Annotated in this window: 14 protein-coding genes; 10 read left to right on the forward strand and 4 right to left on the reverse strand. The window is 34.8% G+C overall.

Annotated features, from left to right (window positions below; all coding sequences use genetic code 11):
* Positions 1–82: 82 nt before the first annotated feature.
* Positions 83–1,039, reverse strand: a complete 957-nt coding sequence (locus GN105_RS11545; RefSeq protein ID WP_155285550.1) for a DUF8428 domain-containing protein — start codon at positions 1,037–1,039, stop codon at positions 83–85.
* Between the two features lie 247 nt (positions 1,040–1,286).
* Here GN105_RS11545 and GN105_RS11550 point away from each other — a divergent pair, with 247 nt between their 5' ends.
* Both GN105_RS11550 and GN105_RS11555 read left to right on the forward strand, forming a co-directional pair.
* A complete protein-coding gene (locus tag GN105_RS11550) occupies positions 1,287–1,634 on the forward strand; it encodes a CidA/LrgA family protein (RefSeq protein WP_155285551.1) in 348 nt (115 codons plus the stop codon).
* A complete protein-coding gene (locus GN105_RS11555) occupies positions 1,634–2,335 on the forward strand; it encodes an LrgB family protein (RefSeq protein WP_155285552.1) in 702 nt (233 codons plus the stop codon). Before GN105_RS11550 ends, GN105_RS11555 begins: the two co-directional genes overlap by 1 nt.
* Positions 2,336–2,383: 48 nt before the next feature.
* Here GN105_RS11555 and GN105_RS11560 read toward each other — a convergent pair whose 3' ends face one another.
* Positions 2,384–3,814, reverse strand: a complete 1,431-nt coding sequence (locus GN105_RS11560) for a Gfo/Idh/MocA family protein (RefSeq protein ID WP_155285553.1) — start codon at positions 3,812–3,814, stop codon at positions 2,384–2,386.
* 334 nt (positions 3,815–4,148) lie between these two features.
* Between GN105_RS11560 and proS the strand changes: the two genes are divergently transcribed.
* On the forward strand, positions 4,149–5,627 hold the full coding sequence (proS, locus tag GN105_RS11565; RefSeq protein WP_155285554.1) for a proline--tRNA ligase: 1,479 nt from the start codon (positions 4,149–4,151) through the stop codon (positions 5,625–5,627).
* A 179-nt stretch (positions 5,628–5,806) separates the two neighbouring features.
* A complete protein-coding gene (gene fumC, locus GN105_RS11570) occupies positions 5,807–7,204 on the forward strand; it encodes a class II fumarate hydratase (protein ID WP_155285555.1) in 1,398 nt (465 codons plus the stop codon).
* A 163-nt stretch (positions 7,205–7,367) separates the two neighbouring features.
* Here the strand turns inward: fumC and GN105_RS11575 are convergent, their stop codons facing one another.
* A complete protein-coding gene (locus GN105_RS11575) occupies positions 7,368–7,778 on the reverse strand; it encodes a BrxA/BrxB family bacilliredoxin (RefSeq protein WP_155285556.1) in 411 nt (136 codons plus the stop codon).
* A 210-nt stretch (positions 7,779–7,988) separates the two neighbouring features.
* Here GN105_RS11575 and GN105_RS11580 point away from each other — a divergent pair, with 210 nt between their 5' ends.
* On the forward strand, positions 7,989–9,263 hold the full coding sequence (locus GN105_RS11580) for an acetyl-CoA hydrolase/transferase family protein (RefSeq protein WP_155285557.1): 1,275 nt from the start codon (positions 7,989–7,991) through the stop codon (positions 9,261–9,263).
* Between the two features lie 39 nt (positions 9,264–9,302).
* Positions 9,303–9,434, forward strand: a complete 132-nt coding sequence (locus GN105_RS13020) for a FeoB-associated Cys-rich membrane protein (protein WP_155285558.1) — start codon at positions 9,303–9,305, stop codon at positions 9,432–9,434.
* 83 nt (positions 9,435–9,517) lie between these two features.
* Here the strand turns inward: GN105_RS13020 and metG are convergent, their stop codons facing one another.
* A complete protein-coding gene (metG, locus tag GN105_RS11590) occupies positions 9,518–11,581 on the reverse strand; it encodes a methionine--tRNA ligase (protein WP_155285559.1) in 2,064 nt (687 codons plus the stop codon).
* A 437-nt stretch (positions 11,582–12,018) separates the two neighbouring features.
* Here metG and GN105_RS11595 point away from each other — a divergent pair, with 437 nt between their 5' ends.
* The 4 genes from GN105_RS11595 to GN105_RS11610 all read left to right on the forward strand — a co-directional run bounded on the left by GN105_RS11595 (position 12,019) and on the right by GN105_RS11610 (position 16,207).
* Positions 12,019–13,014 carry a hypothetical protein gene (locus GN105_RS11595; RefSeq protein WP_155285560.1) on the forward strand — a complete coding sequence of 332 codons (996 nt, stop codon included), beginning with the start codon at positions 12,019–12,021 and terminating at the stop codon, positions 13,012–13,014.
* Between the two features lie 35 nt (positions 13,015–13,049).
* Positions 13,050–14,618 (forward strand): OmpP1/FadL family transporter, encoded by a 1,569-nt coding sequence (locus tag GN105_RS11600; protein WP_155285561.1) that lies wholly within the window; start codon positions 13,050–13,052, stop codon positions 14,616–14,618.
* A gap of 124 nt (positions 14,619–14,742) precedes the next feature.
* A complete protein-coding gene (locus tag GN105_RS11605; RefSeq protein WP_155285562.1) occupies positions 14,743–15,507 on the forward strand; it encodes an alpha/beta fold hydrolase in 765 nt (254 codons plus the stop codon).
* Positions 15,497–16,207, forward strand: coding sequence for a peptidylprolyl isomerase (locus GN105_RS11610; protein ID WP_155285563.1), 711 nt, complete (start codon positions 15,497–15,499; stop codon positions 16,205–16,207). Before GN105_RS11605 ends, GN105_RS11610 begins: the two co-directional genes overlap by 11 nt.
* Positions 16,208–16,346 lie beyond the last annotated feature (139 nt).

The following is a 16,346-nucleotide window of genomic DNA, read 5'->3' on the forward strand; positions in this document are numbered from 1 at the left end:
CATTATAAAAAAACAAAAGAGAGAAACATAATGTTTCTCTCTTTTTTGATTTAATAATATAAATTTTTTATTATGAACGTTCTTATTTAAGTGAGAACTCCGTCTCTCCTATAGATTTCAATTTATCATCAAAAACAACAACTTTGTATGTTCCTTTTTCAAATCTATCTCCTGATTTTGCAACAAAATCACAAACATCAATGTTTTTATTTTCGTAGATAAATTTAGTTACTGTACTATAATTTACGGTATTATTTCCTACTGAAGTTGTTCCGTTTTCTCCTAAAGTAACTCCATTCGGATCAACTAACTGTATGTAGAAATATCTAGTCCCTGACTTAGCAATTCTGTTTGCTGCAACTGTGAAACACACACGGATTTTATCTGCAGCTTTTGATCTACTTGTTCCAACTAATCTACCGCTTGAACGCTCTTTAACAGCCTCTGTAGTCAATTTATTGATTTGTAGCTCTTCACCACTTTCAACTACTTGTCTTAGCTTTGTGTTTTGTTGTACCAACGAATCTGCATACGAAACCGTTGTTTGCAAAGCTCCCGCAACGCTATCACGTTCCTGACGAATTAACGCATTTGACCTTCTTAGTGAATCGTTAATAGCCAACAAGCGTTCACGTTCTTTGGTTAAAGTAAAAACTTGATTTCTGTACTTTCTCAAGGATTCCATCGAAATCTTCATTGTTTTTAAAGAATCAATGTACATACTTACCTTGTTACGAGCGTCAATCAAATCCTGATTAGTAGTTTTGTTCTCTTCTACAGCTTTGTCATAACTCGTTTTCAAAGCACTCAACTCTTTGATTATCTGTTCTTTCTGTTCATTTAATTCAACTTCATTTTTGTCTTTTTCCTGACGAAGCGAATAGGCTTGATATCCTACCCAACCTGTTGTGATAGCCAAGATTCCTATCAAAATTTTGGAAATCACTCCGCCTCCTCTTCTAGGTTCATTTCCGTAACCTTCCTCGAATGTAAACTCTTCTTTTTGAGAAGATTTGTCAAAATTTTCTGAATTTATCATAGCTTTTTTCTTTTTGTTTGCAGGGCAAATATATACAAAACTTTGATATTCTCATAATATTTTATGTTTTTTTGGATTTTTATTTCATTTTCCTTATCTAAAAACTCTCCTAATTTTCTTTTAGTCAATTATTTATGAAATAAATATATTTATCGCTAATTTTTTACTTTGATTCAGAAAGAAAATATATTAAAAATTTCTCTCTATTTTTACAAAAACAGAGTACTTTTGCAACAAATTTCATCATATGTTAGTTAGATATTGTGCCATTATTTTTGGTTGCTTAGCTTTGGGAGAACTGTTTGTTTTTGCTACAAAAATACAGTTTCCTTCAAGCATTATCGGAATGTTTTTCTTAACTTTTTTTCTGCAATTGGGATGGATTAAATTACATTGGGTGAAAGCTATTTCGGATTTATTAATAGCCAATTTAGGACTTTTTTTCGTTCCTCCGGGTGTGGCTATTTTAGCTCATTTTGACTTAATAGCCACCAATTTTTGGTCAATTGCTATTACCGTCATCGTTACTACAATTATTGTGATTGTTATCACAGGACATAGTTATCAATTTTTACGAAAGAAGATAAAAAAATAATGAATTCATTTTTAGAAAATCCTTTACTACTTTTAGGACTTACATTTGCTATTTATCATATTACTCAAATACTTCAGAAGAAGTACAATTCTGCTTTATTGAGTCCGGTTTTGATAACAACTGCCGTTCTCATTGGCTATTTATCTGTTTTTAATATTTCTCATAGTAAATATAAAGAAGCAGGAGTTTTTATCGAATTTTGGTTAAAGCCCTCCATTGTTGCACTTGGCGTACCTTTGTACTTGCAAATTTCAAAAATAAAAAAACAGTTAATTCCATTGCTTGTTTGTCAGTTTATTGGTAGTTTGGTTGGTATTTTTTCGGTCTGTTTAGTAGCGAAATTATTTGGGGCAGATAAAGAAATCATATTATCATTAGTTCCCAAATCTGTAACAACGCCTATTGCAATTGAAATTTCAAAAGTTATCGGAGGAATTACTCCTCTTACGGTTGCTTCAGTAATAATCACGGGAGTACTTGGAAGTGTTTTTGGATTCAAAATTCTTAATTTTTTCGGAGTTAAAAGTCCTATGGGCAAAGGAATTGCCATAGGAACTGCTTCTCACGGATTGGGAGTAATGGCTGCTTTTGGATTGAGTGAAAAACACGCAGTTTATGCAAGTTTGGGAATGATACTTAATGGTGTTTTTACTGCTATTTTAGCACCTCCGGTAATTCAATTAATTGAACCTTGGTTATAAAAAAAGCCTTGCAATCAGCAAGGCTTTTTACTTTTATCTAAGAAAATTTTATTCTGCAAAAGCGTGTCTGTATTTTTTAACTTTGTTCCAAGCTCCACGTGTAAAATCTGGAATTTCAACCGGAACACTTCCATTTTCCAAAGAAAGTTTTGAAAGAGGAACCAAGCAAGACCATTCAGCTAAATCATACACGTCCATATCTAACGGAAGTCCATTTCTTAAACAATATATCAAACGGTAATCCATTATGAAATCCATTCCTCCGTGTCCTCCTACTTGTTTGGCTTTCTCTTCCAATTCAATGTGAATTCTATGTTTGTATTTCTTCATCAGAGCTTCTTTTACTTCTTTCGGAACAAATCCGTGAGAGCTTAGATTCTCGTGATTAGGAACATCATCTTTTGAAATATTTTCAGGTTCTACTGTGTATCCTTCTGTTGGATATTTATTTGCAAATCCTTTTGTTCCAGTAAGTTGATACATACGTGAATAAGGACGAGGAGTCATTACATTATGCTGAATTTGCATTGTTTTTCCTTTTTCGGTTTTAATCATCGTCATTGTATGGTCTCCATTTTGGAAATTATCCCCGTTTTTACCTGTAACCTGCTCATACAATTTTTTCCCTTTGAAAGGTTTTGTATCAAAAGAAACTAAGTAATTCATCTTATCACCTCGGTGGATGTCAAGTGCCTGACAAGCAGGTCCCATACCGTGTGTTGGATACACATCTCCACGATGTTTAGCATTATAATCTAGTCTCCAGTTGTTCCAATAAGCTTTCCAGAAATCATCTAAACTATGAATATACGAACCCTCTGCGTGAATGATTTCACCAAATAATCCTTGTTGAGCCATATTTAATGAAGTTAATTCGAAATAATCGTATACACAGTTTTCAAGCATCATACAATGCAAACGTTTTTTTTCTGCCATATCAATCAATGACCAGATTTCATCCATAGTCATTGCTCCCGGAACTTCAATTGCTACGTGTTTACCTTTTTCCATAGCATACAAAGCCATAGGAACGTGTGACTTCCAATCAGTTACAATATACACTAAATCAACATCATCTCGCTCACAAAGTGCTTTCCAAGCATCTTCTGAACCGCTGTAAGTTGCTGCTTTTTCAACTCCTGCCTTTTCTAAAATTGTTTGAGCTTTCTCAACTCTCTCTGGGCGAATATCACAAAGAGCTGTAACTTTAGCTCCCGGAATATGCATAAAACGCTGTACCGCACCAGGTCCACGCATTCCCAAACCAATAAATCCTACACGAACAGTTTCCAACTTTGGAGTTACTAAATTCACTACATCTTTCTGACCAGCAGCACGTTTTGGCGTAGGCACTTTAATGTGCTGATACATTGTTGTTTTTTCTGTGGTGGGAGTACTCGCTTTTTGTACAGAATTACAAGCCACAAAGCTCAAGCACAACATCCCTCCTAAAAGTACTTGGTTAATTTTTCTTAACATATTATTATGTATTTAGAGGTTAATTACAAAATTCCGAGCAAAGATACTGATTTTCGGATTAATTGCAAAAGTATTTCCATTGAATATTACAAAAAATCTTTCATCAACAATTTACAATGTATAAATGATTATTTTCTCACATTCTGACAACAAACCTCAAAAATAAAGCACTGACTTACAGATAACTACCGTAAAAAATAAAATTCATCACATTATAAAGATATTCCTTGTCTTTAATTTCCTAAACACAAACGTTAAAATCTGAAATACTTTTTATAAATTTGCGACTTTGACAAAATTACGAGAATAGCAATTTTACGAGATTAATAAAAAAATGAGTAAAAACTTAACAAAACGCGGAGAAGATTATTCAAAATGGTATAATGAATTAGTAGTAAAAGCCGAATTAGCTGAAAATTCCGGAGTGCGTGGCTGTATGGTAATCAAACCTTACGGGTATGCTATTTGGGAAAAAATGCAGGCAGAACTTGACCGAATGTTCAAAGAAACAGGTCACGTAAATGCTTATTTTCCGCTTTTCGTACCAAGAAGTTTTTTTGAAGCAGAAGAGAAAAATGCGGAAGGATTTGCCAAAGAATGTGCCGTTGTAACACATTATCGCCTAAAAGCCGACCCTAATGAAAAAGGAAAATTAATGGTTGACCCTGAGGCTAAATTAGAAGAAGAATTGGTAGTGCGTCCCACATCAGAAGCTATCATTTGGAATACATACAAGAATTGGATTCAATCGTATCGGGATTTACCAATCCTTATTAACCAATGGGCAAATGTGGTGCGTTGGGAAATGCGTACTCGCCTATTCTTACGTACTGCCGAATTTTTATGGCAAGAAGGGCATACAGCACACGCCACCAAAGCCGAAGCTATTGAAGAAGCAGAAAAAATGATGAACGTATATGCCGAATTTGCTGAAAATTTTATGTGCGTACCCGTTATAAAAGGTTTTAAAACCGAATCGGAGCGTTTTGCCGGAGCCGATGAAACTTACTGTATCGAAGCCTTGATGCAAGACGGAAAAGCCTTACAAGCAGGAACTTCACACTTTTTAGGACAAAATTTCTCCAAAGCTTTTGATGTAAAATTTGCTTCAAAAGAAGGAACTCTTGACTATGTTTGGGCAACCTCTTGGGGGGTTTCTACCCGATTAATGGGAGCTTTAATTATGACACATAGCGATGATAACGGATTGGTACTTCCTCCAAAATTAGCTCCTATTCAAGTAGTTATAGTTCCCATTTACAAAGGAGAAGAACAATTGGAAGCCGTACGACAAAAAGTATTACCTCTAATAAACGAGCTAAAAAAACGAGGAATTTCAGTAAAACTTGATGATCGTGATACTCAAAAACCGGGATTCAAATTCAATGAATACGAGCTTAAAGGTGTACCCGTTCGTTTGGCAGTAGGGCAACGTGATTTAGAAAACAACACTTTTGAGGTAGCCCGCCGCGATACGTTAACCAAAGAAACCATTTCGGGTGATGTAATTATAGCACATATTGAAAAATTATTAGTTGATATTCAAGAAAATATCTACAAAAAAGCTTTAGATTACCGAAATTCTCATATTACGGAAGTTGATTCGTATGATGAATTCAAAGAAGTTTTGGAAACCAAAGGAGGATTTATTTCTGCTCATTGGGACGGAACTCCTGAAACGGAAGCTGCAATTCAAGAAGAAACCAAAGCAACCATTCGTTGTATTCCTTTGGACGTAAAAGAAGAAAAAGGAGTTTGTATTTTTTCAGGAAAACCTTCTACCAAACGGGTTTTATTTGCTAAGGCATATTAATCAAAGAGTTTAAACAATATGATGAGATTTGAAATTACACATTTTTTTCAAATCTCATTTTTTTGCTTCAAGAGGAGAAAAAAATTATCAAAAAACTATTTTATGTCTGCTAAATTTAATAACTTTGTAGAGTTTTAAAAGCTTAGAAAAATTGTTTAATAACATAAAAATAGAATAAAATGAGTTACAGAATTGAAAAAGACACAATGGGCGAGGTAAAAGTTCCTGCTGATAAATATTGGGGAGCACAAACCGAGCGTTCACGTAACAATTTTAAAATTGGAGCTCCGGCTTCAATGCCAATTGAAATCGTAAGAGGGTTTGCTTACCTGAAAAAAGCAGCTGCTTATGCTAACTGTGATTTGGGTGTGCTTTCGACCGAAAAAAGAGATGCTATTGCACAGGTTTGTGATGAGATTTTGGCTGGCAAGTTAAACGACCAATTTCCGCTTGTAATTTGGCAAACAGGCTCGGGAACACAATCAAATATGAACGTTAATGAAGTGATTGCTAACCGTGCTCAAGTACTTGCTGGCGGAAAAATAGGCGAAGGAGAACCCGTTTTGAAAGCTAATGATGATGTAAATAAATCACAATCGTCAAACGATACTTTCCCTACAGGAATGCACATCGCTTGCTACAAAATGGTGGTTGAAAAAACAATCCCGGGAGTAGAAAAACTTCGTGATACATTGAAAGCCAAAGCAGAAGCCTTCAAAGATGTAGTAAAAATAGGGCGTACACACCTTATGGATGCCACACCTCTTACCTTAGGACAAGAAATTTCAGGATATGCCGCTCAATTGGATTACGGGTTAAAAGCCTTAAAAAACACATTGACACATCTTTCTGAATTAGCTTTAGGAGGAACTGCCGTAGGAACAGGTCTTAACACTCCAAAAGGATATGACGTAAAAGTAGCTGAATACATCGCTAAATTTACAGGACATCCGTTTGTTACTGCACCAAACAAATTTGAAGCATTGGCTTCACACGATGCCATTGTGGAAGCTCACGGAGCTTTAAAACAATTGGCGGTTTCATTAAATAAAATTGCAAATGACATCCGTATGTTGGCTTCAGGTCCGCGTTCTGGTATTGGAGAAATTTTAATTCCTGAAAATGAGCCAGGTAGTTCAATTATGCCGGGTAAAGTAAATCCTACTCAATGTGAAGCACTTACAATGGTCGCTGCACAAGTTATGGGGAACGATGTAGCTATTTCTGTTGGAGGAGCTCAAGGTCATTATGAATTGAATGTATTTAAACCATTAATGGCTTCCAATTTCTTACGTTCAGCAGAATTGTTAGGAGATGCTTGCCTTTCATTTGATGAACATTGTGCTCAAGGTATTGAACCTAACTATAAACGTATCAAAGAATTGGTTGACAATTCACTGATGTTAGTTACAGCATTAAACACCAAAATAGGATACTACAAAGCTGCCGAAATCGCTCAAACAGCTCACAGAAATGGAACTACATTGAAAGAAGAAGCCGTTAGATTAGGTTATGTAACTCCTGAAGATTTTGACGCTTGGGTAAAACCTGAAGATATGGTAGGAAGCCTAAAATAATTTTTTTAAAACGAAAAAGGCTGTTTTTTTAAAAAAACAGCCTTTTTATTTTTCTTCTATTCTTGAGATACTAAACCTGTATAAACTTTTACTTTTTCAAAAATTCAGACAGCTTTATGATTAAAAATTTTGCCAAATGTGAGCTTTGGCAAGATAAAGTATTTTAACAAAATTCGTCGTAAGCTTGTTGAAGATTTTCTGCAATTGTTTCTGCATATCTTCCTTCAATATGATGACGCTCAAGCATATGCACCAATTCACCATCTTTAAAAAGAGCGATACTTGGAGATGAAGGAGGAAAAGGTAACATAAAATGACGAGCTTCCGCAGTAGCTTCTTTGTCAACGCCTGCAAATACAGTTGTTAAATGATCAGGTTTTTTTGGATTTTGAAGACTCATAATTGCCGCAGGACGAGCATTTCTGGCAGCACATCCACAAACCGAATTCACAACAACTAAGGTTGTACCTTGCTTTTTAAGTGCTTCTTGCACATCATCAACTGTTTTTAATTCTTGAAAACCAACCGCTGTTAGTTCTTCTATCATAGGTTTTACCAATTCTGGTGGATACATAATATTTTGCATTTTAGTTAAGTCGCAAAGATAGAAAAAATAATTAACAAATAATCAATGAAGTTAAAAAAGCGAACTAAAATGATAACTTCAAAATTTAAATATCATTTTTCATCATAAAAGCTTAAAAATTTTGAATTTCGAAAAAAAAATGTAATTTTGGAACTTATAAATACATTTTTCACAACAAAACCAATTTTTCGAGCATATATGACTAAATACTCAACCGCAGAAGAAGCTCTGAAAGTAGTAAAGAGCAATGATTTTATATACATACAAGGAGGTGCAGCAGTTCCAACACACTTGGTAGATGCTTTAGTGGCACGTGCCTCTGAATTGAGGAATGTAACCATCGGACATATTCACGTTGAAGGAGATGCTCCGTACGCTGACCTGAAATACAAAGATAGTTTTTTCGTAAATTCTTTCTTTCTATCAAAAAATGTCCGACACGTAATTGCAGCAGGAAATGGGACGTATACACCTGTTTTTTTGAGCGATGTACCTTTATTATTTGACAGAAAACATATATCTGTTGATGTGGTTCTGATTCAAGTTTCGCCTCCTGATAAAAATGGATATTGTTCGATGGGTGTGTCTGTAGAGGCTTGTAAATCAGCTATCAGAAATGCAAAATATGTTATAGCACAGGTTAATAAGTACACGCCTCGTATTTTCGGAGACGGAATGCTCCACATAAGCGAAATTGATTATCTGGTTGAATATGACAGACCTTTATTTTCTGTAAATGCTATCACGACGAACGAAACAGAAAATCAAATAGGGCGGCACATCGCAGGGTTAATCGAAGACGGAAGCACAATACAATTAGGAATTGGAAGTATTCCCGATGCAACTCTCTCGCAAATGACTCATTTGAAAAATTTAGGTGTTCATACAGAATTACTTACTGATGGAGTTTTAAATTTAATTAAAAAAGGCATCGTAAACGGTTCTCAAAAAAACATAGATAAAGGAAAAATAGTTGCCTCTTTTATGATGGGTTCGCAAGAATTTTATGATTTTGTTGATGATAATCCGTTTGTAGAACTCCGAGAATGTTCCTATACGAATGAAGTATCAGTAATACGGCAAAATCCAAAAATGATTTCCATCAATTCAGCCATTGAAGTTGATTTAACGGGACAAGTTTGTGCGGACTCCATTGGAACTCAAATGTATTCTGGAACCGGTGGTCAAGTTGATTTTGTAAGAGGAGCTTCGCTAAGTGAAGGCGGAAAATCTATTATCGCTCTTCCTTCCGTAACCAAAAGAGGTGAAAGCAGAATAGTTCCTTTCTTAAAAAAAGGAGGAGGAGTTGTTACAACGCGTTCGCACGTCCAATATGTAGTTACGGAATATGGTGTAAGTCAATTACATAGCAAAAACATTCATCAACGAATTAAATCAATGATTGATATTGCCCACCCTGACCACAGAGAAAGTTTAGAAAGACAATATTTTGAAGAATTTTGTAAGAAATAGATTTTATTTTTCTATTTTTGTACAAAAATTAAACTAAAAATGACAACACAAGAAATTATTGCATATGTTTTAGTTTTGATTGCTGTTTTTTTTCTCGTAAAGAAATTTTTTTTAACAAATAAAAAGAAAAAATCTTGCGGAAAGGACGACGATCAGTGTAAATGTGGATAAAAATAAAAAGAGTATTGTTATGCAATACTCTTTTTGTTTTATTAATCTGACAAATCTTCATCAGATAAAATTTTGTAACAGAATTACTTGACTACAGCTCCATTTGTAATATTTTCATTATCAGGATTCAAGAAAACAAGTTTTCCTGCTGAATTTTCTGTCATCAAAATCATTCCGTGGCTTTCAACACCTCTCAATTTTCGCGGAGCAAGATTTGCCAAAACAGTAACTTGCTTTCCTACAATATCTTGCGGATTAAAACTTTCTGCAATTCCTGAAACTATGGTTCGCACATCAATTCCTGTATCTACTTTCAAAACAAGCAATTTATCCGCTTTTGGCATTTTTTCAGCTTCCAGAATTGTCCCAATACGAATATCCATTTTCATAAAATCATCATATGAAATCAACTCTTTTTGAGGTTCTACTGACATTTTTTCTTCTTTTTTGTTTTCAATTTTAGTATTTTCCAATCGTTTGAGCTGTTTTTCAATAGCTTCATCTTCTATTTTTTGAAAAAGAAGCTCTGATTTTCCAATAATATGACCACTTGAAAGAATTTTATCGCATTTTTCTATATCATTCCACTGTATTTTCACTTTTAAATCATCAAATTGAAGCATTTTCTTTAATTTTTCAGAAGTAAAAGGTAACAAAGGTTCACTAAGTATGGCTAACGCTCCGGCAATTTGCAAAGCTACATACATTTGTGTTTTTACGCGTTCAGGATTTTCTTTAATGAGCTTCCAAGGCTCTTCATCAGCTAAATATTTATTCCCAAGACGAGCCAAATTCATTAATTCCTGTGAAGCTTCACGGAATCGGTAACGCTCTATTGAATTGGAAATCAATTCAGGAAAAGCTTTCATTAAAGCCAATGTTTGCAAATCTGTTTCAGTAAACTCGTTAGGTTCCGGAACAATTCCATTGTAATATTTATGAGTCAAAACCGTAACCCGATTGATAAAATTCCCAAAAATCGCTACTAATTCATTATTATTCCGAGCTTGAAAATCTTTCCACGTAAAGTCATTATCCTTGGTTTCAGGGGCATTAGCTGTCAAAACATATCGCAACACATCTTGCTGATTCGGAAAGTCTTGCAAATATTCGTGTAACCAAACCGCCCAATTTTTAGATGTTGATAATTTATCTCCTTCCAAGTTCAAAAATTCATTGGCAGGAACGTTATCAGGCAAAATGTAACTTCCTTCGGCTTTAAGCATCGACGGAAATATAATACAGTGAAACACAATATTGTCCTTACCAATAAAGTGAACCAATTTTGTATTTTTGTCTTTCCAATAAGGCTGCCAATCTTTGCCCTCACGCTCAGCCCATTCAATTGTTGATGAAATATATCCGATGGGAGCATCGAACCAAACGTAAAGCACCTTTCCGTCAGCCCCTTCAACCGGAACAGGAATTCCCCAATCCAAATCACGCGTAACGGCACGAGGCTTAAGTTCATCATCAAGCCACGATTTTACTTGACCATAAACATTTGGTTTCCAATCTTTTTTATGTCCTTCTAAAATCCATTCTTCAATAAATTTTTGATAACGGTTCAAAGGTAAAAACCAATGTTTGGTTTCTTTAAGTGTAGGTTTGGTTCCTGTGATGGTCGATTTCGGGTTTATTAAGTCGGTGGCATTCAATGATGTTCCACATTTTTCGCATTGATCTCCGTAAGCCTCTGTATTTGAACACTTAGGACAAGTTCCAGTAACGAAACGGTCTGCCAAAAATTGCTGAGCTTGTTCGTCATACAATTGCTCAGAAACTTCTTCAATAAAATCACCTTGTTCGTACAATTTTCTGAAAAAATCGGAAGCCGTTTTATGATGAACGGGAAGCGAAGTTCGTGAATAATTATCAAACGAAATTCCAAAATCTTCGAACGATTTTTTGATAATGTTGTGATATTTATCAATAATTTCCTGTGGCGTAACTCCCTCTTTTTTAGCTTTAATAGAAATAGCTACACCGTGCTCATCACTTCCGCAAATAAAAGCTACATCGTTGTTTTTCAACCGCTGATAACGAGCATAAATATCCGAAGGCACATAAACTCCCGCTAAATGACCGATGTGTATAGGTCCGTTGGTATAAGGCAAAGCTGCCGTAATGGTATATCTTTTTGACATTTTTTAGAAAAATAAATAGGTTGCAAAGATAAGGTCTTCTTCGGAAATTTGAAAGTTATAAAAGTCGTTTTCCTTTTCAAAAATGAATAATTCCAAACTCAGTAAACTATTTTATCAAACAAACATTTTGAAAAAACAAATTAACACACTAATAATCAAAAACATAACAACAATAAAAGGCTTTGTTTTTCTGTTTTATTTGGTTTGTGTAATGAGATAGACTTCAACAAATTTTCGCTCATAAAAAATTATTATCTAAAAAAAATGAATTTTTAATTTGAAATATAAGCTGATAAACATTGTTTGGCACAAATATTGTGCTTTAAAATATGAAGATTCACAATAAAAAAAAATCTTCCTAACATTACATCATTCCGAAATATTGAGAAGATGTTTGAAGAATTAATTAAATTTTTAGAATTAAAAATTATTTAGCTATGAAAACGAATAACAAACTCAAAAGAAATGTGGCGAAATTTTTAGGTATATTCGCCTTACCTGCTTTGCTTGCCTCTTGTGGGTCGTACTATGTTTATTACAGCGACGGAATTTACGGTGAAGTTCCTCCCGAGCGAGTAACTGTAGTTGAACATTACAACAATTACCCTTCAAGGAATATTCACACTCCTCGAAGTAAATACAGAGATTATTTCAGAGAAAAAGCAGAACAATACAGTAACACTGAAGAAAGTTTCACACACTTTACTGATGTAGATGCCTATACTTCTGATTTTTACACTAATCCAGAAAGAAAGGCTTACGCCGGATGGGGAAGCAACCCTAGCCAAGTAACTGTAAATATATATGATAATAATTGGAATTATCCATATTATGGATACAATTCGTACTGGGGTTATGGAGCTTGGTATCCTTATGAGAGCTATTACGGATATGGTTATTATCCTCATTACAGAAATAGGCTAAACTGGGGATTCTCAATAGGTTGGGGAAACTACTACAATCCTTATTGGAATTGGTATGACCGTTACGGATATGGATATTACGACAGAGGTTATTACCCTCATTATGGATATGGCTATTATCCTTACTATTATGGTGGAAGATATTATCCAAGATATTATAATGATGGAAGATATTATGACAGAGGTTACTACTATCGAAATGATAGCCGAAGATATTCACCTACGGTAGGACGTAGAGGTGATGATAATCGTTATAATAATAACAGACAAGGAAATTATTCGAGAACCTATTCTCCTAATCAACACAGAAACAATTCTGATTCAAGACCTTACAACAGAAGAAATGATAATGATTATAATTACTATAATCGTAATAATGATAACTCTTCCAGAAATTATAATTCAAATAGAGACTATAATAACAATTCTTCTCGTTCGTACAGTCCAAGCAGTAATAGCAATAGTGGCAACCGAAGTAACGGAAGTGGAACTACACGAAGAAGCTATTAAAATCATTAGTCTAAAAGATATAATATATTTGTAATATGAAAAATACTTTTTTAACAGCATTATTTTTGACTGGAATGGCGGTTTCTGCCCAAAATATTACCGATGCTTTGCGTTACTCAACCGAAGATTTAAACGGAACAGCTCGTTTTAAGTCAATGAGTGGGGCTTTTGGGGCGTTAGGAGGAGACTTTTCTGCCATAGGAATAAACCCTGCGGGAAGTGCCATTTTTTCAGGAAGTGAAATCGGATTTACCATTGGAAACGAAACTTTTAAAGATAAAAACACATATCTTTCAACAAAAAGTGAAAGTAAGTCATCTGACTTTTCCTTCAGTCAATTTGGGGCTGCTTTTTCAATTCCGAATTATAGCAAAGATGCTAAATGGAAAAAGTTTTCTTTAACTTTCAACTATCAAACAGCTAAAAACTTTGATGAGAGAGATTTGTATTTCGGCGAAACTACCACAAATAATAATTTAAGTGATTATTTCTTATATTATGCAAGCGGAGTTCAACAACAGGACTTGATGCTTGATGAGTACAAAAATAAAGTCAAAGTGGGTGAAGCTTCTCTTTCGGAACTTTATGATAGAATGGGAAGTTCAAATAGAGCTTTCAAGTTACGCAATGCCATTTTAGGATATACAGTAGGCTTAGTTGATCCTAAAATTGGAAGACGTGAAATATCTACTTCAGATTCAGATCAATTAGCAGATGATATTTTACAAGAAACTGAATATGTTAAAAACGTATCAGAAGGAACGACTACAAAACAATTTTTCAGTGTATTCACAAGGGGTGAGATTGCAAAATACAATTTTAATTTTGCCACCCAGTACGGAGATGACATTTATTTAGGAATTAACTTAAATTCACATCAAGTTGATTACCATAGCGTTACATCACACAGTGAATCTTATGAAACAAATTCAAATATTAAGAGTGCTTTTTTCAAAAATGAATTAAAAACCACAGGTAGCGGATTTTCTTTTCAATTGGGGGCAATTGCAAAAATTACTAAGGAATTGCGTATGGGATTAACTTACTCTTCTCCAACTTGGTATCGTTTACAAGATGAAACTACTCAATATCTCGAAACAAACAAAGGAGAATTTTTTGCAAATCCAAATATAATTGCTGTTTATGACGAATATAAACTCAGAACTCCGGGTTCGTGGACAGGAAGTATTGCTTACATATTTGGGAAAAAAGGTTTAATTAGCTTAGATTACGTGTACAAAGATTATGGTAATATCCATTTTGGTAGCGGAATAAACAACGAAAATACTATTATTCAGCGTGAATTAGGAAGTTCCTCATCAATTCGTTTTGGTGGAGAGTACCGCATAAAGTCGCTCAACCTACGAGCCGGATGGCGTTACGAAAAAAGTCCTTATAAAGGAAATTCCAAATATGTGGGGGACCTTAACGGATATTCTTTCGGGGCGGGTTATTCTTTTGGTGGCATTCGTCTGGACGTTTCATACGATATTGCAAAACAAGATAATATGTTCCAAATGTATGAAGCCGTTTTGACCACTCCGGCAAAAATTTCATCCACAAGAAGTAATTTATTATTTACTTTATCAGCAAAATTATTCTGACAAATTCTATCTACTAACCTATAAATTTAGGCTATCCGCTTTCTGGGTAGCCTATTTTTTTAGTTTTTTCAGAAATAATATCCTACCTTTGTAGCAATTCTTTTTAACCAAAATTTTATTTCCGATGGAGTACAATTCTTTTTACAAAAAGGCAGGAAAAGGAAAAACGGTAATTCTACTACACGGATTTTTAGAGAGTTGCAAAGTATGGAACGAACTAATCGAAGTACTTGAGAAGGATTTTCATCTTATCGTTCCTGACCTTCTCGGACACGGAAAAACGCCCGCAATTTCCAAAATCCATACGATGGAAATGATGGCTCAACAAGTCCTTTCTATTCTGGAAAATGAAAACATAGAAGAATGCATCTTGGTCGGGCATTCGATGGGAGGCTACGTAAGTTTGGCTTTTGCAGAAAAGTATCCGCAGAAAGTAAAGGGAGTCATACTTATGAATTCCACTCCCCTGCCCGATTCTGACGAGAAAAAAGCAAATCGGGAACGGGTTGTAAATTTGGTTGATAACGACAAAACTTTTTTTATTCGCAATTCCGTAACTAATTTATTTAGTGAAGAAAACAAACTATTGATGAAAGAGAAAATAGAAAAAATCATCAATATCGCTTTGCAAACTCCCGCCGAAGGCATCAAAGCGGCTTCCTTAGGAATGAAAGACAGACCTGACAGAACCCTCATTCTAAAAGCATTACACACTCCAAAACACTTCATCATTGGGAAAAAAGATGCGTTAATTCCTCACGAAGAATTGGCTGCTTTGGCAAACGAAATCGGGGCGACTTACTCTCTGCTTGACGGAGGACATATGTCGTTTATCGAAGATAAATTGCAAACCATCAGTATTTTAAAGAATTTTTTCAATGAAGTTTAAATATTTTCTCCCGTTATTTCTCACTTTTCTTGCCGTGAGTTGTGGCGAAAACTCTGCAAAATCCGAGAAAAAGAAAAGCGTCGCTCAATCTGCTAAAAGCCAAGAAAAAACATCTGAAAAAAAAGAAAAAAAGGAAAAACCCCTCGAAACACTGAATACACAAAGCGTTATCCCCTTTTTGTTTAACTATGAGAAGGAAAATAAAGAGCGGTACGTTCGTATCATTACCGACTATGGAAATATTGATATTGAACTATTTAACGAAACTCCGTATCATCGGGCGAATTTCATTTTTCTGACCAAACAACAATATTTTGACGGGTCGGTTTTTCATCGGGTTGTAAAAGATTTTGTAATTCAAGGCGGAAATTCCGATGGCTGGGACATTCGTAAAAAACGCCAAAAGATAGGCTATTATTTACTTCCTCCCGACACCAAAAAAGGATTCAAGCATCATCGCGGAATTGTTTCGATGCCAAGCAGTGATATTGATAACCCGCATCAATTTGCTTCTCCTTATGAGTTTTTTATCGTGGTGCAAAGCCCCGGTGCGTATCACTTGGACGGAAATTACACTGCCTTCGGTAGGGTTATTGACGGAATGGACGTCGTTGATAAAATCAATCAGGTGGAAACCAACGAAAAGAGCGAATGGCCTAAACGTGATGTGAAGATGAAAGTTGTTCTTCTCGATAGATAATCTTCAAGGCAAAAACCGACTTTCAACAGAAGTTTCATAACGAAAAAATCTTTCCTTCAAACACATTATAAAAAAACTGACGTCAAGCTAAAAATTTCTTGACGTCAGGAAATTTATTTTCTCACGGGAAGAAATTATT

The organism is Capnocytophaga felis, from assembly GCF_009684755.1.
Classification (GTDB): Bacteria; Bacteroidota; Bacteroidia; order Flavobacteriales; family Flavobacteriaceae; genus Capnocytophaga; species Capnocytophaga felis.